At 44.0% G+C, this 24,290-nt stretch carries 21 protein-coding genes; 14 read left to right on the top strand and 7 right to left on the bottom strand.

What is annotated here, in order from left to right:
• Nucleotides 1–48: 48 nt before the first annotated feature.
• Nucleotides 49–375 (top strand): YbaB/EbfC family nucleoid-associated protein, encoded by a 327-nt coding sequence (locus tag POW22_RS09275; protein WP_272832378.1) that lies wholly within the window; start codon nucleotides 49–51, stop codon nucleotides 373–375.
• On the opposite strand, the gene POW22_RS09270 is transcribed toward POW22_RS09275, so the two are convergent.
• Together POW22_RS09270 and POW22_RS09265 are read right to left on the bottom strand one after the other, a co-directional pair.
• Entirely contained in the window at nucleotides 372–827 is a 456-nt protein-coding gene (locus POW22_RS09270) for a thioredoxin family protein (protein WP_272832377.1), read from the bottom strand. The two genes, POW22_RS09275 and POW22_RS09270, sit on opposite strands and share 4 nt — an antisense overlap.
• 105 nt (nucleotides 828–932) lie before the next feature.
• Nucleotides 933–2,027 (bottom strand): OmpA family protein, encoded by a 1,095-nt coding sequence (locus POW22_RS09265; RefSeq protein WP_272832376.1) that lies wholly within the window; start codon nucleotides 2,025–2,027, stop codon nucleotides 933–935.
• 230 nt (nucleotides 2,028–2,257) lie between these two features.
• Here POW22_RS09265 and POW22_RS09260 point away from each other — a divergent pair, with 230 nt between their 5' ends.
• A complete protein-coding gene (locus POW22_RS09260) occupies nucleotides 2,258–2,584 on the top strand; it encodes a YegP family protein (protein WP_272832375.1) in 327 nt (108 codons plus the stop codon).
• A gap of 50 nt (nucleotides 2,585–2,634) precedes the next feature.
• On the opposite strand, the gene POW22_RS09255 is transcribed toward POW22_RS09260, so the two are convergent.
• Genes POW22_RS09255 through POW22_RS09245 form a run of 3 tightly spaced genes read right to left on the bottom strand, consistent with a single transcriptional unit; the run spans nucleotide 2,635 to nucleotide 6,693 of the window.
• On the bottom strand, nucleotides 2,635–3,648 hold the full coding sequence (locus POW22_RS09255; RefSeq protein WP_272832374.1) for a threonine aldolase family protein: 1,014 nt from the start codon (nucleotides 3,646–3,648) through the stop codon (nucleotides 2,635–2,637).
• Complete coding sequence (locus tag POW22_RS09250) at nucleotides 3,649–4,275, bottom strand: hypothetical protein (RefSeq protein WP_272832373.1); 627 nt, start codon at nucleotides 4,273–4,275, stop codon at nucleotides 3,649–3,651.
• Nucleotides 4,276–4,278: 3 nt separating this feature from the next.
• Complete coding sequence (locus POW22_RS09245; RefSeq protein WP_272832372.1) at nucleotides 4,279–6,693, bottom strand: zinc-dependent metalloprotease; 2,415 nt, start codon at nucleotides 6,691–6,693, stop codon at nucleotides 4,279–4,281.
• Between the two features lie 91 nt (nucleotides 6,694–6,784).
• Between POW22_RS09245 and prfB the strand changes: the two genes are divergently transcribed.
• The 5 genes from prfB to POW22_RS09220 all read left to right on the top strand — a co-directional run bounded on the left by prfB (nucleotide 6,785) and on the right by POW22_RS09220 (nucleotide 12,273).
• Nucleotides 6,785–7,892, top strand: a protein-coding gene (gene prfB / locus POW22_RS09240) for a peptide chain release factor 2 (protein WP_272832371.1) whose coding sequence is annotated in 2 segments (ribosomal slippage) — nucleotides 6,785–6,847 and nucleotides 6,849–7,892 — 1,107 coding nt in all. Because the reading frame shifts where the segments join, the coding sequence is not laid out codon by codon here.
• Between the two features lie 2 nt (nucleotides 7,893–7,894).
• A complete protein-coding gene (locus POW22_RS09235) occupies nucleotides 7,895–8,881 on the top strand; it encodes a carbohydrate kinase family protein (protein WP_272832369.1) in 987 nt (328 codons plus the stop codon).
• Between the two features lie 10 nt (nucleotides 8,882–8,891).
• On the top strand, nucleotides 8,892–9,401 hold the full coding sequence (locus POW22_RS09230; RefSeq protein ID WP_272832368.1) for a hypothetical protein: 510 nt from the start codon (nucleotides 8,892–8,894) through the stop codon (nucleotides 9,399–9,401).
• The gene (arsC, locus tag POW22_RS09225) at nucleotides 9,382–9,741 is read left to right on the top strand and encodes an arsenate reductase (glutaredoxin) (RefSeq protein WP_272832366.1); all 360 of its coding nucleotides are present in this window, start codon (nucleotides 9,382–9,384) and stop codon (nucleotides 9,739–9,741) included. The genes POW22_RS09230 and arsC overlap by 20 nt, the downstream gene beginning before the upstream one ends.
• 57 nt (nucleotides 9,742–9,798) lie before the next feature.
• Nucleotides 9,799–12,273, top strand: coding sequence for a TonB-dependent receptor (locus POW22_RS09220; RefSeq protein WP_272832365.1), 2,475 nt, complete (start codon nucleotides 9,799–9,801; stop codon nucleotides 12,271–12,273).
• Between the two features lie 57 nt (nucleotides 12,274–12,330).
• Here POW22_RS09220 and POW22_RS09215 read toward each other — a convergent pair whose 3' ends face one another.
• The gene (locus tag POW22_RS09215) at nucleotides 12,331–12,495 is read right to left on the bottom strand and encodes a hypothetical protein (protein ID WP_272832364.1); all 165 of its coding nucleotides are present in this window, start codon (nucleotides 12,493–12,495) and stop codon (nucleotides 12,331–12,333) included.
• 137 nt (nucleotides 12,496–12,632) lie between these two features.
• Here POW22_RS09215 and fumC point away from each other — a divergent pair, with 137 nt between their 5' ends.
• Nucleotides 12,633–14,024: a class II fumarate hydratase gene (gene fumC / locus POW22_RS09210; RefSeq protein ID WP_272832363.1), complete on the top strand. Its 1,392-nt coding sequence runs from the start codon at nucleotides 12,633–12,635 to the stop codon at nucleotides 14,022–14,024.
• A 141-nt stretch (nucleotides 14,025–14,165) separates the two neighbouring features.
• Nucleotides 14,166–15,542, top strand: a complete 1,377-nt coding sequence (locus POW22_RS09205; RefSeq protein WP_272832362.1) for a 7TM diverse intracellular signaling domain-containing protein — start codon at nucleotides 14,166–14,168, stop codon at nucleotides 15,540–15,542.
• Nucleotides 15,543–15,585: 43 nt separating this feature from the next.
• Here POW22_RS09205 and POW22_RS09200 read toward each other — a convergent pair whose 3' ends face one another.
• The gene (locus tag POW22_RS09200; protein WP_272832361.1) at nucleotides 15,586–18,753 is read right to left on the bottom strand and encodes a cytochrome c biogenesis protein CcsA; all 3,168 of its coding nucleotides are present in this window, start codon (nucleotides 18,751–18,753) and stop codon (nucleotides 15,586–15,588) included.
• A 149-nt stretch (nucleotides 18,754–18,902) separates the two neighbouring features.
• Between POW22_RS09200 and POW22_RS09195 the strand changes: the two genes are divergently transcribed.
• The 5 genes from POW22_RS09195 (at nucleotide 18,903) to POW22_RS09175 (ending at nucleotide 24,233) form a co-directional block, all read left to right on the top strand.
• Entirely contained in the window at nucleotides 18,903–19,652 is a 750-nt protein-coding gene (locus tag POW22_RS09195) for a Rossmann-like and DUF2520 domain-containing protein (RefSeq protein WP_272832360.1), read from the top strand.
• On the top strand, nucleotides 19,649–20,146 hold the full coding sequence (locus POW22_RS09190; protein WP_272832359.1) for a KdsC family phosphatase: 498 nt from the start codon (nucleotides 19,649–19,651) through the stop codon (nucleotides 20,144–20,146). Before POW22_RS09195 ends, POW22_RS09190 begins: the two co-directional genes overlap by 4 nt.
• Nucleotides 20,137–21,051, top strand: coding sequence for a geranylgeranylglycerol-phosphate geranylgeranyltransferase (locus POW22_RS09185; RefSeq protein ID WP_272832358.1), 915 nt, complete (start codon nucleotides 20,137–20,139; stop codon nucleotides 21,049–21,051). The genes POW22_RS09190 and POW22_RS09185 overlap by 10 nt, the downstream gene beginning before the upstream one ends.
• A complete protein-coding gene (locus POW22_RS09180; RefSeq protein WP_272832357.1) occupies nucleotides 21,051–21,650 on the top strand; it encodes a Maf family protein in 600 nt (199 codons plus the stop codon). Before POW22_RS09185 ends, POW22_RS09180 begins: the two co-directional genes overlap by 1 nt.
• Before the next feature lie 78 nt (nucleotides 21,651–21,728).
• Entirely contained in the window at nucleotides 21,729–24,233 is a 2,505-nt protein-coding gene (locus POW22_RS09175; RefSeq protein WP_272832356.1) for a PIG-L family deacetylase, read from the top strand.
• Nucleotides 24,234–24,290: the final 57 nt, after the last annotated feature.

Here is a 24,290-nt window from a genome sequence, read left to right as displayed (position 1 = left end):
ATAGGCCCCCTAAAATAGTAAATTTGCAGCGAATATAATTTTAAAGCTATGTTTGGAGATATTATGGGAATGATGGGTAAACTCAAAGAGACCCAAGCCAAGGTTGCAGAAACCAAGGAGCGACTCAATACGGTTCTGATCGACGAGCAAAATTCAGATGGAACCATAAAAGTCACTTTAACCGCCAACCGCGAGATCAAGAACATCACTATTGCTGATGAACTCTTGAGCGATAAAGAGCAACTAGAAGATTATTTGGTGATCACCTTAAATAAAGCTATTGAGAAAGCAACTTCTGTGAATGAGGCAGAATTGGCTGCTGTTGCCAAAGAAGGAATGCCCAATATTCCTGGGCTAGACAATATGTTCGGTTAGTATTTGTTGGCTATTTTATCCAGCAGTTCATAGTGGTAGGTCGTATCGCGAAGACTGCTATAACCTGAGACCTCTCCTATTTTCTTACCCTTGTGATTGTACGCGATCAACAAAGGAAAAGAACGGTCTGAGTTATACTTTTTAAGAACCTCTTTATTGTAGGCCAATTGTTCTGCAGATACGATATCCATTCTCCGTGGAATATCAATCTTTACCAAGAAATAGCCTTGGGTCTTAGCACGGAACTCATCAGTCTCAAAGAAATCCTCCTTTAATTGAATACAAGGTGCACACCAATCACTGCCTGTAAAATAAAGCAGTACGGGCATCTTATTCTTTTTGGCCATCTTTTGGGCCTCTTCTAGATTGGTCAACCATTGGGTCTGTTCTTCGGTTTGGGACCATCCGCTTTGCGCAAACACAATAGCAATAACAATTAGTAAGGTTCTCATAGTTGTTGAATTGGGAACAGATATCATGCCAAAAATGGGCAAAAAAAAGAGAAGTCCCAAATTAATGGGACTCCTCAAAAAGTAGTTCACAGGATTGAACGTGGATTACTGGATGATTCTAAACTGCGTTCTGCGGTTTGCTCTGTGCTCACGCTCAGAACAAGAAACTCCATCAGCACAACGGTTTAGTAGTTGAGATTCTCCATATCCGTTCGATACGATACGGCTGGAGTTGATTCCTTTGGAGATCAAGTAGTTAGTCACTGCTTGTGCACGACGCTCAGAAAGATCTCTGTTGCTTGCAGCAGTACCTCTTGAATCGGTGTGAGAAGCGATCTCTACACGTACTCCATCTTTCAATACAGGAAGTAATTTGGTGTCAATCTCGCGCTTAGCTTCTGCAGTCAAAGTAGCAGATCCCAAGTTCCAGTTGATGTTCAAGTCGTTGTATTCCAAAAGCTCACATTCTACTTCTTTCCAAGTAGTAAGTCCACCTTTTGTTTGCAATACTTCACGAGTGATCGTTTTGTATACAGCTGGAATAGTCTCTTCTACAACTTGCGCATCTTTAACCAATACAGTCTTTGTAATAGTGGCGTATTCTGCAGGAATCTCTACCTCTTCTACACGAGCTGGCTCAACAACCACACGCTTGGTGTAAGAAGCAGGTACTTCAGATACAGGCGTAGAAGTAGTGCTCGCATCATTTGCTAATCGCTGAACAGCTACAGTCTGAAATTCTGCAGGATATCCCTTATAACACCAGTATCGGCAATCATCTGGATTGGCAGAAGCACAGTCAGGTGCTGCGGTACCAAGCTCCCATTGAGCGTAAGCTGGTTTGATCTCTAAAGTCTCTGAGTCGCTAGAAAAGCTTGCAGGAATTACACGTAGTGTAGATGCACCTTGTTTCTTTACATAAGAGATGGTCTCTGTTCCCCACTTTTCTGGAACCACAACCAATTTTTTACCGGCTGCTTTTACCATTACGCGCTCTGTTACGGTTTCATACTGTGCAGGAACGGTTTTTAATACCTTGTAAGCAGGCTTAACCATAACTTGCACATCTTCATTTACATAAACGTCTGGTGTAGTACAACGTACATAACACTTTCCAGGTTCTGGATTGGACGGAAGGTCTTGGGCATGAGTTAGATTCGCGAGACCTACGGCCAGGATTAGTAGTACAATTTTTCTCATTGTGATGTTTATTAGTGATTTGTTTTAACGAGGGCAAATGTCCTTTTCTTAGAATTCCTTTAACATTAGATTGCAAGAAATCGAAAGCGTTAATCGTTGAACAACACAAATAGTCGATGAAATACCTAGACCGTAAATTTTGAAGGGTAAAGCCTCGATGAAAATGATTTTCAGGTTTTTTTTCGGATATTTACTTACACATACGAAGTTTAACACCAAATAATACAAACATGTTTGAATTGAAGCAAAAAGAAGGATCCGATCAGTATCACTTTGTACTGAAAGCCAAAAACGGGCAAGTTATCCTTTCTAGCCAAGTATACGCGAGCAAAAGCGGAGCGATGAATGGTATTGAGTCTGTACGTAAGAATTCTAGCGATGACGCTAAATTTGAGCGTAACACGGCTAAAAATGGAAAATTCTACTTCAACCTAAAAGCTGCAAACAGCCAAATCATTGGTACAAGCCAAATGTATGCTGCAGAAGCTGGTATGGAGAATGGAATTCAATCTATCAAGAACAACGCTCCAGACGCAGACGTTAAGGAAGTAGAATAAATCCAAACGTCCTTTAAAAGATCAAAGCCCCGCAATTGCAGGGCTTTTTTTTATGCTAATGTTTTTCTGAGGACTTTCAAGAACTCTTGGTGCATACTGTCGGAATAATCCAAATGCGTCACCACACGTAATGCTCCTTGCCCCATATTACTCACTATTATATTGTGGTCATCCATAGCTTTTAAAAAGGCCGATTCATCTTCCACATGAAAGATCACAATATTAGTCTCCACGGGTGCAACCTTCTTTACTTGAGGTAAGCTCTGTAAAACCTCCCCTATTTCTTTTGCTTTTTGATGGTCTTCTGCCAAACGCTCCACATGATGATCTAAGGCGTAAAGACAGGCTGCCGCCATATAACCGATTTGGCGCATTCCTCCGCCTAATACCTTACGCACGCGAATCGCATTGTCCATTAGATCTTGATTGCCGATCAAAACGGTACCAATAGGAGTGCCTAAACCTTTACTAAAGCAGACGGTAAGAGTGTCAAAGCGCTTCCCGAATTCTTTAGGGTCTTGGTCTTTAGCAACAATGGCGTTCATCAATCGTGCGCCGTCTAAATGCAAGCCCAAACCGTGTTTGTCACAAACTGCTCGGATCTCGTCAATGGTATCAAAGTCGTAGCAAGCTCCTCCTCCTTTATTGGTGGTGTTCTCCAAACAGACAAGCGTGGTGAGCGGGCTGTGATAGAAATCAGGAGGATTGATCGCTGCCTCTACTTGAGCTGCAGTGATCTTTCCATGTGTTCCGTCTAAAAGCTTGCAGGAAACCCCACTATTAAAGGAAACACCTCCGCCTTCATAATTATAGACGTGCGCGTATTTATCGCAAATCAATTGCTCTCCGGGTTGAGTGTGCAATTTGATTGCCGCTTGATTGGCCATACTTCCTGTTGGGAAGAACAGAGCAGCGGGCTTACCGAATAGTTCTGCCATGCGCTGCTCCAAGGCATTGGCGCTGGGATCTTCTTTATACACATCATCTCCTACTTCTGCCTCCATAATGGCCTGAAGCATGCCGGGTGTCGGTTTAGTAACCGTATCGCTTCTGAGGTCTATCATTTAGTATTTTCTATTGAGTTTGCCTTTGGATTCAAGGTCTTTTAAGGTAGCATCCACCATCGCCTCTAAAGCTACCAGCGGATGATTGTTGTTGTAGTCGTAATTCTTGTTGGGATGCTCCATGTCATTGGTCAACTGGATCTCGTCATAACGCGAGTTGAAAGTCTCCGTTCCTGTGAAAAAGACATAAGCCCAACGGCAATTGTACACTGCTGTCCTAGATTTGGTATCTGTATATGGGACATCGGTATCGTAATCTTTAAGTCGTTCTGTTTTGAGGGTTTGCTCGTGTTCTTTGTAAAAGGCAAATATCTTTGGGTCCTCAAGTCTAACGGCTTTAAACAATCCGCAGTTGTCAATTTTTGTCAAATAGAGTTGTTCATCCTTAGCGTAAACAACCGCTGTATCTATATAAGTTCCGTTAGAAGTACACCAGCTGCCATCGCGTAGCATAAAGCGTTGCACATTACCTTCACATTTATGAGCGCGCACAAAGATCTCTGTCACTCCATCCGCCTGAAGTCCTTCTACATAATCTCGCAGCAAGCCTTCCACGTATTGGGCATCGTTTTGCGCAAATGACGTTACACTCAGTAAAAAGAAGCCTATGAATAATAATCTTTTCATCTACTATTCTTGATTGTGCGAACACTGAAAGCTCCCAATCGGACTTCCATCAGGAATTGTCGGAGCCGATTGCGGCTTGTATTCGTCCGGGTCTTCCATGAAGTTTTTAATTTCAAGTGCTAAGAACTGAGAGAACAAACTGCCCTCTTCTGTCAAAACCTCTTGATTGGATGTCAAGAAGCTCAGCACAAGTGCCTTGACACTTGGAGTTGTTCTTGTGTCCATGGCCAAGTTCATCATATGTTGAATAACGCGGTGCTTAACGGCTTTAGAGATTTCCGCCTCGTATTCAGTGTCGAATTGGTAAACTGAGATGATTTGTGCACTCAGATAATTCATAATATCCAAAAAGCTGGCATTTTTGCTATTCATAGCCCATTGCTGGTTCAATCGATTTGCACGCTCTGGGTGCAACAAAAGCCCCAAAGTGAAGTCTGCAGCAGTTGTAGCAGCGCCAACAGGGTCAAAAGCCACTCCAGTCTTTCCTTTAAAAGATTCACGATCCCTCCAATACCCAAAAGCACGCGGCGGGAAAAGCTCTAAAACATGCTCAGGAATCACCAAGTTTTCGGGCTTTAGGGTCTCCATCATGGCCTGTAGTGCCTTCAATTGCTCCTTTTTACTCACTACCTCCTGAATCAAATTGCCATCATCTTTAACCGAGTAGTTGTAATTTAAGCCACCGATTAGCTTTACTGCAGCCTCTGTTTGGTAGCGGTGGAAGAAATACAGCGGTACAAAAACATCTTCAAGTACCGTTAATGGTTCTCCGCTGCGGATGTTATCCGCAGAAAAATTATTCATAGCCGTCTGACGCAATTTCAACACCTCTTCTAATTCTTTAACGGCGTCTTCTCCGTTATCCCAAAGGTGCGCATAAGCGTGAGCTCCTCCTTGAGCACGGGCATCGCTGTCTGATATGAATTGTAAACCGTCTTTTTGCGCCTGCGCTAAAACTTGATTTAAATAGTCTTTCTCTGATTGACCCGCCGCTGGATCTCCATAGGAATAAGCCACAGTGACCTTATCCCAAACGCCTATACCTGTATCATAAGCATTGCTGATGTCTAACTGTCCGTTCTTCATTCTTAAGAGTGGATGCGGATAATCCATTACACTGGCGCGTCCTGTAGGGCTGGCTGCAAAATTGTGGGCAAAACCTAAGGTATGCCCTATTTCATGAGCCGAAAGCTGTCTGATTCTGGCCAAGGCCATTTCTAGCATGGGCTGGTAATTGTCATCACTATTTGCAAAGGGCTGATTCATCAAAGCCTGCGCGATCATAAAGTCCTGTCGAATTCTCAAACTACCCAGACTTACGTGTCCTTTCAAAATCTCACCAGTACGTGGATCTACTATGCTCGCTCCATAACTCCAACCACGCGTGGATCGGTGGACCCATTGGATCATATTGTAGCGCAGGTCCATAGGATCCGCATCCTCTGGGAGGATCTTCACTTGGAATGCATCTTTATAACCAATAGCCTCAAAGGCCTGATTCCACCAACGACCGCCTTCTAAAAGCGCAGACCGTACCGGCTCAGGAGTCCCTGGATCTAAATAGTATATTATAGGTTCAACAGCCTCACTTACCGCAGCGTTAGGATTCTTCTTCTCTAAGCGGTGTCTAACAACCATTCGTTTGCGGATCGGTTCCCAAATAGGCGTGGAATAATCTAAATACGATCTGTGAATAGCTCCACTGCGCGGATCAAAAGATCTAGGTGAATAGCCGTCATCTGGTAATTGTACAAAACTGTGGTGCTGGATCACGGTCAATGCACTGGCATCCGGTGCTACACTGCTCACATTTCTACCTGTGGGTTGCCCTTTAAAAGTCAACATGGCTTCAAATTCCACATTCTTAGGGAAAGCCTTGGTGCGTTCCATCCAAAGTACATTGCGAGTTTTGTCCAAGCTGTACTTTCCTTCCTTAGCGCGTGCTAGGCGTTGAGCTACGCCATGAGTATCTTGCATTAAGAAAGGAGTTAGATCGATCACATAACTACCGCTCTTAGTGGTTTCTTTAATATCAAAGCCAAACAAAACAGATTTAGCAAAGGCCTGCTCTACGGATTTACGCTCTGCTTCATTATCCGTAACGGCTCTGTAATCTTGATTGGGTTGCAGCAATAACAGTTTATTGCCCGATTTGATGAACTTTACAATAACACCATCACCCAATTGCCCGCGGTCTAGTCCAATGTCATTAGAACCCAGACCCGAAGTCAACGAATGCACGTATAAAAACTCCTGATCGAGTTTATCAACTTCTAGGTAAATGGCACCCGCTTTGGAGCTGTAATGAAAATCGAAGAAGCCTTTGAAGGCTTGTAGGTCTTCCTGTTTTTCTAAGAATTGAGAATTTACTGGGGAGATACAACATACAATTGCCAAGAGGCAAATCAATCGCTTCATAAGATTTTGGTTTGCTAGAGGCATAAAAATACGTCAAAATTGTTTCATCGCAGACCTTGAAGTTCTATTTTTGTATGACTAACAAGCAAGTATGACTACAACAGATCAGATCAAAGATCTTAGAGAGCGCCAGGATGCGTTAAGGAGGTATCTTTGACATTGCCGGAAAGCGTGTCATTATAGCGAATGACGAAGAAAAGACCTTCGATCCTAACTTCTGGAACAATCCCAAGGAAGCAGAAGTCTTTATGAAGAAACTTCGGGGCCAAAAAAAATGGGTCAGCGACTTTGAAGAAGCCGTCACCCTAATTGATGAAGCCGAGGTTCTCATGGAATTCTACAAAGAGGACGAAGCTACCCAAGAGCAGGTGGACACTGCCTTTACAAAAGCCCAAGAAGCCACGGAAAGCCTGGAGTTCAGAAATATGATGAGCGATGAAGGTGACGACATGAGCGCCGTCTTGCAAATTACCGCAGGTGCTGGTGGAACGGAAAGTTGCGACTGGGCGCAGATGCTTATGCGCATGTATTTGATGTGGGCGGAGAAAAAAGGATTCAAGGTCAAAGAGCTCAATTTTCAACCGGGCGATGTGGCTGGGATCAAAACAGTAACTTTAGAAATTGACGGAGAATACGGTTTTGGCTGGCTAAAAAGTGAGAACGGTGTACACCGTTTGGTGCGCATCTCCCCTTTTGATAGCAATGCTAAACGCCACACCAGTTTTGCTTCTGTATATGTTTATCCTTTGGCAGACGACAGCATAGAGATCGACATCAATCCTGCGGACATCAGTTGGGATTTTGCCCGATCTAGCGGTGCCGGTGGTCAAAATGTGAACAAGGTTGAAACCAAGGCCATCTTGACGCACCATCCTTCTGGAATTGTGATCCACAATAGTGAAACACGTTCACAGTTAGAGAATCGGGAGAAAGCCATGCAAATGCTTAAATCGCAGTTGTACGAGATAGAACTCAGAAAGAGACAAGCGGCCAGAGATCAGATCGAATCAGAAAAGAAGGCTATTGAATGGGGATCGCAGATCAGAAATTATGTGCTGCATCCTTATAAATTGATCAAAGACGTGCGCACCAATTATGAGACCGGTAACACTGATGCAGTATTGGACGGCGCTTTGGACGAGTTTTTAAAAGAATATTTAATGATGACCGGGCAGGAGAAACCGGCAGACGAACTATAGTTATGTATAAAATTGCAGTTTTAGGACCCATCCCAAGGGATCACATCGTTACTCACCACGGTGAGGTCATTCAGAAATACGGTGCGGCCACCCACACGGCAATCGCACTCTCTCGCCTGTTAGGTGATCAAGGGGTGGTCTATCCAGTAACTCATGTTCGCAAGGCCGATTATCAAGGGGTTTTGGATGTGTTAGCCCCTTATGCCAATATCAATACAGATTATATATCCGATGCGCAAGATCAAGGAGATGTGATCCAGTTGCAATTTTTGGATCAGAATAATCGGAAGGAAAAACAAACAGCCTTCATGCCGCCAATTACGCCTGAAGACGTTGAACCTTTGCTGGATTGCGACGTATTTGTTTGTGTTCCCGTAACCGATTTTGAAGTTCCTTTGGAGACCTTACAGTACATAAAGAACAACAGCGAAGCCACCGTGGTCTTTGATGCGCACGGACCTACTACTGCCCTAACCCATCGCGGAGACCGTGTGACCAAGTTCTGGGTAGATCGGGACCGTTGGTTGCCGTATATCGATGTATTGAAGATGAATTTAGAAGAGGCCAACTGCAGTTGGTTTAAAAACGAATATGACCTAGGAGAACTCGCTGCTCATGACGCCATGAGTGAATCGCAATTGCCTGAGTTTGCTGCACACTGCCTGAGTCACGGATTAAAGTCACTTTACGTCACCTTAGACAGCCGCGGCGTTATGGTTTACACCCTTAAAGACGGAGCGGTGCATGCTCAACATGTATCACCTGTAATTGTAGATCACGTGGTAGATACCACAGGATGTGGAGATTCTTTTGCCGGCGGAATAGCCTTTGGTCTTTTAGAAGAAGACACAGCCTATGTAAAAGCAGCCCAATACGGCAATGCGATGGGCGCCCAGCGCACTCAGGGAAAGACTTTTGAAGTGTTTCGTTCTTTGGCGGAGACTGACGCGATGATCGTTGCCGGGCATATCTCAGGTAAAGCGCAATAAGATTTCTTTTATGGGTCTTAAACCACAGCCCTTATCGCAAATTAAAAAAGAGTTGCAGCTCCAAGATCGAGAAGCCTTGATCCAACTGTGTTTGGAACTGGGTCGTTTTAAGCGTGACAACAAGGAAATGCTCAGTTATTTGCTCTTTGATGCTGAGGACGAAGAACAGTATATTTCCGCCTTACAAGCCGATATGGATACCAGTTTTGAATCCATCAATACGCAATCGCATTATTATATTAAAAAGAGTGTTCGCAAGATTCTTCGCGAGCTTCGTCGATTTATTCGTTATTCAAATAAGAATGAAACTGCTGTTGAGCTCTTGATGCATTTTTGTTATCGTCTAACCGAGATCAGACCATCTATCTTTGAAAACAAAGTCTTGACCAATATTTTTTGGAGACAGATCAATCAGATCGAACAAAAAATAGGAAAGCTGCATGAAGACCTGCAGCACGATTACACCTTAGAACTTGAAGCTTTAATTAAACCTTATGTCCATGATCACCATATATCATAACCCGCGTTGTAGAAAATCTAGAGAAGCCTTGCAATTATTAGAGTCTAGCGGTATTTCTCATGACATAAGATTGTATTTGACCGATCCGCTTTCTGAGCAGGAACTAAAGGCGCTTATAGATAAATTGGGAATGACTGCGGTGGAATTGATCCGCAAGGGAGAAGCCGTCTGGAAAGCAGACTACAAAGGCAAGGAATTGTCTGAAGCTGATTTGATCAAGGCCATGATCACAGAACCAAAATTAATAGAACGTCCTATTTTAAGTACATCTGATGCTGCTGTGGTGGGAAGACCTCTAGAAGCTGCCGAAGCTTTTTTGCAAATTCTTAAACAAGATTAACATAACCTTAGGGAAGCTGCGGGATATATAGGTCTAACTTCGCCAAAAAATTACCCAATGCAGCTAAAAGCACTAACCACGCTTGCCCTTATTCTATTTGTGATTCCCTTCACTTTTGGGCAGGCCAATGCAAGAAATTACACCGTAAAAGGTTCTATTGTAGATGAGCAAACCGGGCAACCGCTTGAATTTGCCACAGTTTCCTTTTTTAATGCCACCAATGACCTGGTTGCTGGCGGAATTACAGAGATTGACGGTAAATATTCTATTTCTGTTCCTGAAGGCGTCTACACCGTTCAATATGATTATATCTCCTACAAAACGGTTCGAAAAGAAAATGTTCTGGTGAACAAGACCACAGAGCTGCCGCCAGTAAGAATGGCCTTGGATGCCGCCAGTTTAGATGAGGTGGTGGTAACTGCAGAGACCACGGAAGTTGTGGTTCGTTTAGATAAAAAGATCTATAATATCGGTAAAGACCTTACCACCAGTGGAGCAACTGTAAGTGACGCCCTTAATAATGTCCCTTCGGTGACCGTAGATGTGGATGGAGCCATCAACCTGCGTGGTAATGGAAATGTACAGATCTTGATCAACGGGCGCCCAAGTGCGCTTGCAGGATTCGGAAACACGGATGCTTTGCGTCAATTGCCTGCAGAGACCATTGAGCGCGTAGAGGTGATCACCTCCCCTTCGGCGCGTTATGATGCAGAAGGATCTGCTGGGATCATCAATATCGTACTTAAAAAAGATAAGAACTTAGGATTTAATGGATCTATCATTTCTAATGTAGGTTTCCCTTGGGGTGCCAGTCTTACTGGAAACATCAACTACCGCCAAAAGAAATTCAACATTTTCAATACGACCTCGGTTCGATATCAAGAATCTCCAGGAAATGGTTTTTTTAGAAATGACTTTGATATTGACGGTATTGAAAACCCTACGGTAATTGAAGATCGCGACATTGACCGCATTCGCAGAGGAATTACCACTAACCTGGGAATAACTTATAATTTAACGGATCGTTCAACCATTACCGCCTCTGGTTTTTACCGTACCGGTAATGATGACGACAGAACCGGAAACTTTACAGATGAGTTTGACGCGTCCAACACTTTGGCGGAGCAAACCGAGCGTATTGAGAACGAAAACGAGATTGGCGATAGTTACCAAGTCGCTTTAAACTACACCAACAACTTTGATGACAATGGTCACAACCTTGCTGTGGACCTGCAATACGATAAGCGCACTGAGGAAGCCTCTAACTTTATTGAAGAGCGCGCGGCCTTCCCTGATCCAGAGACCTTACCCGCAGAAGACATTACCACAGATGAATCTCGCGACAACTACTTGATCCAAGCAGATTATGTGTTGCCTATTGGGGAAAATGCCCAATTTGAGGCAGGATATCGCGGACAATTCAGAGAAACCGTGACCGACTTTCAAGTTTTAGAAGAAGTGGGTACTAGCGGCGTCTTTGAGCGCAATGGAAATCTGTCTAACGTATTTACCTTTCAGCAAGATGTGAACGCCATCTACTCCCAATACGGGAATAAATTTGGAAAGTTCTCCTTCCTTTTAGGATTGCGTTACGAATCTACACGTCAACAAGGAGCGGTGACAGAAATAGATCCCACTGTTGGAGATGACTTTGATGTGGATTTTGACGAAACCTTTGACGGACTCTTCCCTACGGTAAACCTCATTTATGAATTGGGAGAAAGTGAGAACATCACCTTTGGATATAACCGAAGAATCAACAGACCGCGTGGTTTCTTTGTGAATCCCTTCCCTTCTCGATCTAGTGAAGCTAACATCTTTCAAGGGAATCCAGGATTGAACCCTGCCTTTGCCTCTGCTTTTGATCTTGGGTATTTGAAGCGTTGGGAAAAGCTGACCCTGACCAGTTCTGTCTACTACCAATACGAGACGGATGCCTTTCAGTTTATTCGAGAAAACACGGGAGACGTTACTCCAAACGGCGTACCGGTTGTGCGTACCATTCCTATTAACTTGGCAACCAACGAGCGCTTTGGTGCAGAAGCTGGTGTGCTTTACAATCCGACCAAATGGTTACGCTTGAACGGTAGTTTCAATTTCTTCCGATTTGTCACTGAGGGAGAATTCAACGGTACTGACTTTAGTGCAGATAACACCAGCTGGTTTGCACGCTTCTCCTCTAAAGTAACTTTACCAGCTAAGATCGATTGGCAGACCAATGCGTTTTATCGCGGACCGCGTGAGGATGCTCAGACCAGAAATAAAGGGATTTTATCCATTGATTTAGCGTTCGCTAAAGATCTGTTTAACGACAATGCAACACTAGGTTTCAACGTTCGTGATCTGTTCAACAGCCGTAAGCGAATCAGTGAGACCAACACCCCTACCTTTACCCAAGAAAGTGAATTCCAGTGGAGGGAAAGACAATTCACCATGTCATTCACTTACAGATTCAATCAACAGAAAAGACGCCAACAACGCGGCAGACAAGGCGGCGGAGACGACGACTTTGAATTCCAAGGACGTCCATAAGACATAAAAAAAGAGCGGTCAGTTGACCGCTCTTTTTTTTATCTCTAAATGAATGCTTTATTGCTGCGCTTTTTTAGCGTCGCGCTTCATTTTCATTTTCTCCATTAATGCTCCCCCAATCCAGTAAGGAATGATGCTGATCAAAAAGATCATCAACCAAAAACCGATGGTCAAGATGGTTAAGAATGCTAAAAATCCTAGATATTGGTCAAATTCGAACATGGGTAACTATTTTTAGTATGCTGCAAAGATAAATGAAAATCTAAAAAATTATTCTCCTCAGTAAAAAAAATTTATCCCCTCCTTAAGGGGCACTTTTGCACCTCAATATTTACCTTTGCAATGATAAAATTACAACCATGGAATACCGCATAGAAAAAGACACTTTAGGAGAAGTTAAAGTACCTGCAGACAAGCTTTGGGGCGCACAAACCGAACGCTCTAGAAACAACTTCAAAATAGGAAGACCTGCCTCCATGCCTTTGGAGATCGTTTACGGTTTTGCTTATTTGAAAAAAGCTGCGGCCTACACCAACTGTGAATTGGGAGTCCTAGCTGTTGAAAAACGCGACCTTATTGGAGCCGTTTGTGATGAGATCCTTGAAGGAAAGCACGACGATCAGTTCCCGCTGGTTATTTGGCAGACGGGTAGCGGTACTCAAAGTAATATGAATGTCAACGAGGTGATCGCGAACCGCGCACATCAGTTGGCTGGAAAAACCATTGGTGAAGGTGAAAAGACCTTACAACCCAATGACGATGTGAATAAATCACAGTCCTCTAACGATACCTTCCCTACTGGTATGCACATTGCCGCCTATAAAAAGGTGGTAGAAACTACAATTCCAGGGGTAGAACAGTTGCGCGACACTTTGCGTGAGAAATCAGAGGCCTTTAAAGACGTAGTTAAAATTGGTAGAACCCACTTGATGGATGCAACTCCGCTTACTCTTGGACAAGAGTTTAGCGGTTATGTCTCTCAACTAGACCACGGTATCGCTGCTTTGAAGAATACCTTAGATCACTTGAGTGAACTGGCCTTAGGAGGAACTGCCGTAGGTACAGGAATCAATACCCCAAAAGGCTATGCAAAACGCGTAGCAGAGTACATTGCCGAATTCACACAGCTCCCGCTAGTAAGTGCTCAGAATAAGTTTGAAGCATTGGCCGCTCATGATGCTATCATTGAAACTCACGGTGCATTAAAGCAATTGGCCGTTTCCTTGAACAAGATCGCTAATGATATCCGTTTGTTGGCCAGTGGACCGCGTTCGGGTATTGGAGAGATCACCATTCCAGCGAATGAGCCTGGGTCTTCTATCATGCCCGGAAAAGTGAACCCAACCCAATGTGAAGCCTTGACCATGGTTTGTGCACAAGTAATGGGTAATGATGTAGCGATTGCTGTTGGTGGAATGCAAGGACATTACGAGCTCAATGTTTTTAAACCGGTTATGGCCGCAAACATTTTGGAATCTGCACAGTTGATCGGAGATGCCTGTGTTTCCTTTGACTTGAATTGTGCGCGTGGTGTTGAACCCAACCGTCAAGTAATTGACAAGATGCTCAACAACTCTTTAATGTTAGTGACCGCGCTTAATACTAAGATCGGTTATTATAAAGCTGCGGAGATTGCTGGAGCTGCTCACGCCAACGGAACTACTTTAAAAGAAGAAGCGGTACGTTTAGGATACCTCACGGCAGAAGAATTTGACGCTTGGGTGCGCCCAGAAGACATGGTTGGGCACTAACTTGTAGGATTGCTAATTCCATTTGTAGGAATTTACACCTAATCTTACTTTTTTTCACATTTTTTATCGATAAAGTGCATTATTTTATCGGTCAATGAAGGTTTTTTATATCTTTCGAGTCCCAAATTGATTGATATACTTATGTACAGGAGCTTTATTTTAGGCCTCCTGCTTTGCCTGACCTTCAATGCCCTTGGTCAACAGCAGGTGCGCTATATGCAGGATTCTCCAGAGAAGCTAGACTTCAAGTCTGCCTCCGTTGCCGATTATTCCCCATACGGCTTAGAGAACTTCGGATTGAACAATGGAACGTATTGGTTTAAGATCTTCGGATCTAACACCCACAATCAGGTATTGACACTTCCTAGTCCCCACGTTTATGATGCGACGCTTTATAACAGCCGCGGTTTGAACATTGGTCAGGAAGGTTTTACTCGCTTTACAACTTACAAGCTCAGTGAAGCAACCAACTATCCCCTATTCTTAAAGGTCAAACTGAATCAGGAAGCACAGGTTCCTATGGAACTTACTTCTGAGGCTATCTACGACGCTGAAACCCAAAAGACCCTATTTCAATTAGGATTGTACTACGGTTTTGCGATCATGGTGGTATTGATCAACTTGATGTGTTTTGTCCTTTTTGATGAAAAGGTATTTTTAAAGTATGCCGGGTTTTTGGTCACAGTTGGTTTGGCCTATGCCTTTACGGATGGCCTCTTCAACCTATTTGGAATCACCGGAAGCTTTATCAATTTATATTTAGAGCCTATCCTTCAACTGAGTGTTGGATTTATGGGAGCGGCTTTTTCTTGCCAGTTTTTACGTAGTTCTCAGCACTTCCCAAGACTCAAGTGGTTTACATTAGCCTTACTTGGCGTTGCTGGACTGTCCTTTGGATTGTATTGGGGATTCGGCGAATACAGTTACGCCACCGTAGGTCAGATCATGCTCTTTGCAGTGGCCCTCACCTATTTAGTAACCGGAGTTCGCTTGTGGAACGCAGGATTATATGCCCGAATCTTTGTGGTTTCCTACAGTTTATTATTCGTTATGGCGACGGATTTCTACCTCTTAAAATCCTTGGGGTTGAACTTCTTGAACATTCAAGCAGTACACCTTAAGATCGGTAGCGTTTTTGAAATGCTCGTCTTGAGCTACGCCATTATGTACAGAATGCGCTCTATTAAAGAGGAGAAAGAACTCATGAGTACAGAGATGCGTATTTACTTGAAGCGTATTGAATCGCTTTCACGCGGTATTGCACTTGCCGACGTAGATTCAGAAGAAGCTTATATGGAGAACCTTATTGATCACTACGATCTAGATGCCACAGAAACCCGTTTGTTACAATACGTATCAGAAGGAAAGGAGAATCATAAGATCGCAAGAATACTTAACCTAAGCGAACGTGAGGTCGAGCGCATGACACTTACTTTGTATCGCAAACTTGAAATCGCTGAACAAATCCAAGACGACTATCGTATGTTGGATCAGCAACCAGACTATATCTATAACTAGACGGCTAACTTAGCGAAGTATAAGGCCTGTGCGTTTTAAAGCGTCAGGCCTTTGCTTTTTTATAGTGTTTCTTGTATTGGATCCAAGCCAATGTGCTCAAGATCGCAACAAAACCTAGGGTGTAATAAACAAAGCCCGGAGTGATCGGTTTGTCTCCACTGGCGTACGAGTGTAATCCTGTCAAGTAAAAATTCACCCCAAAATAGGTCATCATAATGGATGCATATGCGATGACAGCAGCGAAATTAAAGGTCCAACGTCCGCGCAGTCCAGGAACCAATCGCATGTGGATCACAAAGGCGTAGATCATAATACTGATCAAGGCCCAAGTCTCTTTAGGGTCCCAACCCCAATAACGGCCCCAACTCTCATTGGCCCATTGCCCACCGAGGAAGTTCCCAATGGTCAACATCACTAAACCGACTGTTAAGGCCAATTCATTAATGATGGTGATCTCTTCTATATTGAGCTTCATGCGCTCTTTGTTCTTTTTGGTAGTAAGTAACATAAGCAGTAGTGCAGCAATACCTAGGATCATTCCAAGGGTGAACGGCCCATAACTCGCTACGATCACCGCTACGTGTATCATCAGCCAATAAGAATCCAACACCGGTTGCAAGTTGGCAATTGAAGGGTCTAACCAGTTCTCATGTGCCACCCATAAAATGATGGATGCCACAAAAGCTGTAGAAGCCACAGTAAGCACCGACTTTCTACCAAAGGCCAATCCAAAGAAGACTGTCGCCCAAGCTACATATATGACAGACTCATAGGCATCACTCCAAGGCGCGTGACCACTGATATACCAGCGAGCAGCCAGTCCTAAGGTCATTAGGGCAAAGAAGACCCAAATAATGACGCGACAAACGTTTATGGCTCCTTTTAAGAATTTCTTTTCGTTAAAGATCTGCCAGATGATCATGATAAACATGATCAAACCGATCATCGCAAAATACTTGTACAAGCGGTTGAAGATGTCTGCTCGATTGTAGGCGATCTCTGCGTCGATCTTTTGATCTGAAGGATATACCTCACTCCCGTTGTTCTTTTGGTAGACCGTGATGGCTTCCAAAAGCTTGTCTGCATTTTCATAGTTACCGTCAGAACGGGCGTCACGTAGGGTTTGCAGATATACGGGCAAGAGCTGTCCTTTGATGGAATCGTCTTTGGTCTTCATGCGTGTGCGAATCGCCAACGTGGATTCCCAAGTATTATTGAGATCACCCGGTACTGGGAATATCTTTAGGATGCTTCCCGTAAGGGCCTGGTTGAGAAGATAAACGTGTTCGTATACTTTGATGAAATCCTTTTCAAACTTGTTGGGATTGTTCTTTCTGGTAGCCTCTGTCAAATAGGGATCCAATTTGTTATTCCCCTGCTCATCTACTATGTCTAAAAGCGAAATTGCTTTGACGTCTTTGGGTACTCCAATGATCTTACGAATACTGTCGTTTCCTCTTGGCAAATAAATGATGGGCACATCTATCCACAATTGCGGATGTTGGCTCATGGACAAGAACACCTGATCTGCCGTTAGCCCAGCGTAGCTATCACTGCGGCTGATCTTTCTCAGTAATTCCGATGAGAAGGTATTGATAGGCTTCATGCGGCCATTGTCCTGAATGATCAAACGGCCAAACTTGCCTGCGTGTTCTTTATCTACGGCCATTTCCACGATCTGCGCATTTATGTCCTCTGTTGACAAGCCGGAGTTATGAGAATCTTGCGCAAATCCAGCGGTACCAATCAATGCAGCAATCATCAAAGCGGCCTTTTTGGTTTTCACCTTTTCTAACATTTGTTTGAGTTTGCCGAAACGGGTTCTGCGATCAAAAAGGATCAACATCAATCCTAAATACAATAAGAAATAACCGATATAGGTGATCCAGGTTCCCCAAAAATCGTGATTGACACTCAAGATGGTGCCCTTTTCATCGGCATCAAAAGAAGCTTGAAAGAAACGGTAACCGCCTTGATCCAAAACGTGGTTCATATAAATGTCGTAATCAAAAGAATCACCAGACTCTGGATTGACCGTGAGTTTACTTTTAAAGGCGCTATACGCAGATTCGGTTCCTGGATATTTATCCGCAATAAAGTCGTTTAGGGTCAAACTAAAGGGCAACTCCAGTTCTTTGGCACCATAGCTGGAATAGATCTCCAAACCGCCAACGTTGGTTAATTCCACGTCCGGCACGTTCCCTTTTCCACCAATCAAAGTCAAAGGCTTGGTCTCCCCTCCAGAAGTTACTTCTAAGAATAAAGCGTCTACTTGACTTTGCTCTTCCTTAGGCGCTTTCACTATTCCGTATTTTCCTTGCGTCAAACCTTCTGGGAATACAAACTGATTCCCCGCAATTTGGTAAAGTGATCTGAGTTGCAGCTGCTGCACGCTATCGGCTACTACAGCACCTTGCTGCTGATCTGCCATCCTGAGATAGGTTCCTTCCAATGGGGTTGAGATCTCAAATCCCTTGTCCTCGCTATAAAAGATATTAATGGCTCCGGTAGTTGGCTTATTGAAAGCAAAGGCCAACGAGTGTACTTGAGTAACCGTTCCATCGGCTAACCAATGCTCGTGCCGATTCCCGTCATTGGCTTCCACCAACTTCAAATACTGCGCTCCCTCGTCTCCAGGGATCAGGTCTTCCTTGGCTCCAGAGATATAGTCTAAAAACTTAAAACTGACCTCTTGTCCGTTATAATCTGTGCTGAGGATCTCATCTCCTTTGTATTTGTCTACAAGTCGCTCTGAAAAATTCACTTGACGCGGTTGCAGGTTGCGACGCTGTTTCATGCCGTCAACAATAGAGTCGCCATCAATAAAAACCTTTAAATACACCTCTGCACTAAGCATGGTGTTTTCTGTCTCTCCCTCGCGAATACGCATCACACCTTCATAACCAATGTATCGGGTAACGAAGGCTCCGAACAAGATCAGAATAAAAGAAAGGTGCAACAAGAGCGTTGCCCAGTTCTCTCGTTTGTCCAGTCTGTAACGCTTAATATTCCCAATGAAATTGATCATAAACAAGGCCATTATGGCTTCAAACCACCAGGCTTTGTAGATATAATGATTGGTGAAAGGTGTGGGCGATGTGGTCTGAGAGGCATCTAAGAACGTACCTACTGCCATGGCTGCAGCAAAAACGATAAAGAGTACCGCAGTTAATCGCGTTGAAAAGAGGATAGAGAGCAGCTTGTTTTGCATTCCGCAATTTTGATGCAAATTTACGAAACAAGCACCAAAAAATTGAGCTCAAAACAGGGGAATTCACAAGAAGTTTTAGCATTGAAAAACAGAAGAGCAATTTTGTTTAATCGCTCCGCTACCAGCAAAATTTCCTTACCTTCGTTTTTATGATAAAACTGGCTCTTGTAGGCAGCGGAAACCTCGCCCATCATTTGTATGAATCCATCCTGAATTTGGAAGAGATTCAGCTGGTTGGTGTACTGGGCAGAAACCCAGAGACCTTAGCGAGTTTCGACGCCGATTTGACCACTACAGATCCAAAAACGCTACCCGCTGCAGACCTTACTATTATCGCTGTTAGTGATGACGCCATAGAAGCAGTTTCTAAAAAACTACAGGAAAAACACGGCCTTTTGGCCCATACTTCTGGCGCACAAACCTTAAACGCAATAAAAGGTAAAAGAAAGGCTGTTTGTTATCCGCTTCAGACTTTCAGCAAGACCAGAACAGTTGTCTTTGAAAGCATTCCTTTTTGTTTGGAAGCTGAGTGTGAAGAAGATTATGAACTTTTAGAGCGTTTCTGTGGACTGTTGACCACACGTGTGGTACGTATGAATAGCAAGGATAGAAAATACCTGCATTTAGCGGCTGTTTACGTCAATAACTTTGTGAATCAATTGTATCAAACTGCCCATGAAATCTTGGAAGACCGCGAACTGCCGTTTGATCTTTTACATCCGCTTATTTTAGAGACCGCCAAAAAAGTCATGGACAATCGCCCAACAGAGGTGCAAACAGGACCTGCTAAACGCGGAGATCAAGGCATTATTGATGCGCATCTGAGCATACAATCAGAAGCCAATAAAGAGCTTTATACCCTATTAACCCAAGCCATACAAAACTCTCAAAATACATGAGTTACAAAACCAAATTAGCCCAGATCACCACCTTTATCTTTGATGTGGACGGTGTATTGACTGATGGAAAAGTCCTTGTCACGACAGACGGAGCACTGCTTCGAAGCATGAACATTAAAGATGGATTTGCTTTAAAATACGCAGTAGACATGGGGTTTAATGTAGCCATCATCTCCGGTGGCACCAATGAAGGCGTACGCACCCGTTTAGAAGGTTTGGGAATCAAACAAGTATATCTGGGAGCACACCAAAAAACACAGTTCTTAGAAGCCTATTGCCAAGAGCACGATGTTAGTCCAGATGAGATCGCTTATATGGGAGATGATATTCCAGATATTCCTGTACTGCGAGCCGTAGGCTTAGCTACTTGCCCGCAGGATGCAGTCCCAGAGGTTAAGGCAAGCTCTGCGTATATCTCTCACAAACGCGGCGGTGAAGGTTGTGCCAGAGATTTAATTGAACAGGTTTTAAAAGTTCACGCAAAATGGGTGTAGGCGCATTGTTGCAATTAATCCGCTGGAAGAATCTGTTGATCATCATTGCGACCCAAGCAGTGATCAAATGGGCTTTCTTTCCCAGTTTTGGCGTTAGTGAAGCACTAAGTACAATCAACTTTATCCTTTTGATCCTCGCCACCACCTTAATTGCTGCAGGCGGCTATGTCATCAATGATATTGAAGATCATGGCATTGATCAGATCAACAGGCCCGACAAAGCGCTAATTGGCTCAAAGATCTCCGAGAAATGGGCCTTTAATTTTTATATTGCCTTAAACGTTCTTGGCGTGGCTATTGGCTTTTATGTAGCCTATGCCATTGATAAGGCGAACTTTGCTGCCCTTTTTGTCTTGGTTTCTGTACTGCTCTACTTCTACGCAACTTCATTGAAAAAAGTACTGCTGGCCGGAAACTTCTTAGTAGCCCTACTCACTGCCTTTGTGGTTTTGATTGTCGGTGTTTTTGATTTGGCACCTGTAGCACATCCAGCGAATCAAGACTTGCAATTACAGGTCATGGGATTGCTTTTGCACTATGCCGTTTTTGCTTTTGTGCTGAATTTTATCCGAGAGATCGTTAAAGACATCATTGATATTAATGGCGATAAGAACTTTGGCGTGAACTCCTTACCTATTGCCATTGGTCGCGAGCGCAGCACTATGGTTGTGTTTGCCTTAGGGGTCTTTACCCTAACCGCTGTATTGTACTATGGCTATTCCAACTTTTTGTATTCTGAGTTGATGTTGGCCTACTTCTTCATAGCTCTGGGCGCACCACTATTGCTGTTCTGCATTAAAAGCTGGTCTGCCGACTCTAGAGAGGATTACCGTTTTCTTTCTTTGCTTTTGAAGATCACCATGGTACTTGGGCTCGTTTCACTTTTGATATATCCTTATAAATAATGTTGCTAGAAGACCAATTAAAAGACTTTAGACTGATCCTATCCTCTGCCTCACCGCGCAGACAGAATTTCTTCAAAGGGATGGGGTTTGACTTTGTCTTGGATATTCGCCCGGTGGAGGAAGTCTACTCAGACTCCCTAAAAGAAGAAGAGATCACCAACTATTTGGCCAAATTGAAGGCAACACCATTTGATGATCTTAAGGAAAAAGATATACTAGTAACCAGTGACACCATCGTTTGGCTTCAAGGAAAACCTCTAGAAAAAGCTGCCAATCGTGATGAAGCCATTGCCATGCTCACAGCGCTGTCTGGAAATTATCACGAGGTCATTACCTCCATCTGCATCACTACTACTTCTAAGCAACTGATCATGCATGACAAGGTGAAGGTATGGTTTGATGAGCTGAGCCAAGAGCAGATCGCTTACTATATAGACACGCACAAACCTTATGATAAGGCAGGAAGCTACGGAATACAGGAGTGGTTGGGCTATGTAGCCGTACCGCGAATTGAAGGTTCTTTCTTTACGGTGATGGGTTTGCCCACACATTTGGTTTACCAAGGCCTGAGTGAAATTGTAAATAGTCAGTCGGAATAAATGTTAAAGAAGCCCTAACAGCCTGAAGCAGGGGATTGAATTTGGCTATATTTGAGCAAACCATTCCAATTACCACCCATGCGTTTAAAAGGCTTTTTACTGCTGCTCGCCCTTGGGCTTCCCCTTCTCGGCTGGGGCCAAAAACCAGAAAAACCAACCTCCTCAGAAATTTATGAAGACCTCAGAAAGCTGAGCTTCTTTGGAACTGCGCTTTATGTTGCAGCCCATCCGGATGATGAGAACACCCGATTGATCTCCTATTTGGCCAATGATGTCAAAGCCAGAACTGCCTACCTCTCCTTAACAAGAGGCGATGGTGGACAAAATCTTATCGGGCCAGAGATCCGTGAACTTCTAGGAGTGATTAGAACGCAAGAATTGCTCGCTGCTCGCGCTACAGACGGCGGTAGCCAATACTTTACGCGCGCTAATGATTTTGGATATTCCAAGCACCCTGATGAAACGCTAGCGATCTGGAATAAAGAAGAAGTTCTCCGCGATGTGGTGATGAATATCAGAAGATTCAAACCAGATATTATGGTGAACCGATTCAATCACCGTACTCCAGGCACCACCCACGGACACCACACTTCTTCTGCCATGTTAAGTGTTGAAGCCTTTGATCTTGCCGGAGATCCAAACGCGTTCCCAGAGTCTGCTCAAAAATACGGCGTGTGGCAACCAAAACGCTTGTTCTTTAACACCAGCTGGTGGTTTTATGGAAGTCGAGAGAAGTTTGCTCAAGCAGACAAAACGAATTTACTTTCTGTAGAAACCGGAAACTACTTCCCTTCTACTGGTCTGTCTAACGGAGAGATCGCGGCCTTAAGCCGTAGCATGCACAAATCACAAGGTTTTGGAAGTACTGGTAGCCGTGGCGCACAAACCGAGTGGCTAGAATTCATTAAAGGAGATTTTCCAGAAAACAAAGACAATCTCTTTGAAGGTGTAGATACCTCCTGGTCGCGACTAGAAGGTGGCGCCGCTGTTGGCGCAATCATCTCTGAGGTTACGAAAAACTTCAATTTTCAAGACCCTTCGGCCAATGTGCCCCAACTTTTAGAGGCGTACAAGCTTTTGGAAAAACTCCCTGAGAGCCACTGGAAGACCATTAAGCTCAATGCGCTAAAACAGATCATTCTGGATTGCAGTGGGATTTTTCTGGAAGCCGTCTCCAATCAGCAAGAAGCCACTTTTGACAGCAATCCAACGGTGCGCATAGAGGCCATTAACCGATCCAACTTGAATGTGAAACTCAACAGTGTTTCTTCATCAGTGGTGAAGTTTCCGGATATGTTTGCGGCTATGCCCCTCGGTGCCAACCAAGGATACTCCGCAGAAAGTGTGAGTGGTACCTTTAGTCCACTTCAAGAATATACAGCGCCCTACTGGTTAAAAGAACCGGGGACGCTGGGAATGTACAAGGTAAGCAATGAAGACTATGTAGGGCTGCCTAGAGCTCCACAACGCTTTCCCGTAATGTTCAATTTGAGCATTAATGGCGTGAACATGACGGCCTACCGCAATATTGTGTATAAGTTCAATGACCCTGTAGATGGTGAGGTTTATCGTCCTTTTGATGTACTGCCAGAAGTGACAACTGCCATAGAAGAAAAGGTGATCATCTTTGCAGACACCAAAAGCAGAACAATTCCAGTGGTAGTTCGTGCTGGAAAAGACGGAGTCTCCGCCACGCTCAAGCTCAATGTTCCAGAAGGTTGGAAAGTAAGTCCGGCCACTATTGACTTCAGCTTAAAGAACCAAGGTGAGAAACAACGCTTTAATTTTCAAGTAACACCGCCTAACAATCAAAGTGAAGGCTACATTGCACCAGTAGTGATGCTGAATGGGCAAGCCTTTACGCAAGAATTGATTCAGATCGATTATCCGCATATTCCGTATCAAAACGTACTGATGCCTTCTCAGGCTAAGGTAGCTCGTATTCCAATTGACAAACGCGGCGAACTGATCGCTTATGTAAAAGGAGCTGGAGACGCCATTCCCGAGAGTTTGGAGCAGATCGGATATCAAGTGACCACCCTAGCACCAGAAGAACTCACAGCAACTAAATTGGCCGGTTTTGACGCCTTGGTCTTTGGTGTTCGCGCTTACAATACCGTAAAAGAATTGCAATTCAAGAAAGACGTCGTTTCTCAATATGTAGCCAATGGTGGGAATGTCATTGTCCAATACAATACAAGCCGAGGTTTGGTTACGGACGATTTTGCTCCTTACCCCTTGCAACTTTCCAGAGAACGTGTTACTGACGAATACGCTCCGGTTACACTACTAAAACCAGAGCATCCTTTGCTTAACAGTCCAAACAAGATCACCGCTGCAGATTTTGAAGGGTGGGTTCAAGAACGCGGACTGTACTTCCCGAGCAGCTGGGATTCCAAATATGAAGCCATACTGCAAATGCAGGACAAACAAGCCAGCAGCCCGTCACAAGGTAGTTTACTGGTTGCCAAACACGGAAAAGGACATTATATCTACACCGGGTTGAGTTTCTTTAGAGAACTGCCCGCAGGTGTACCCGGTGCTTATCGTTTGTTTGCAAATCTGTTATCCATAGGGAAATAATGAAAGCGCCCAAACATTGGAATAAGTGGTATACCTTGATCCTAGTGGCTAATCTAG

It is taken from the genome of Gilvibacter sediminis (assembly GCF_028561565.1).
GTDB classification, from domain to species: Bacteria; Bacteroidota; Bacteroidia; order Flavobacteriales; family Flavobacteriaceae; genus Gilvibacter; species Gilvibacter sediminis.
This window is presented reverse-complemented; position numbering and strand designations above follow the sequence as displayed.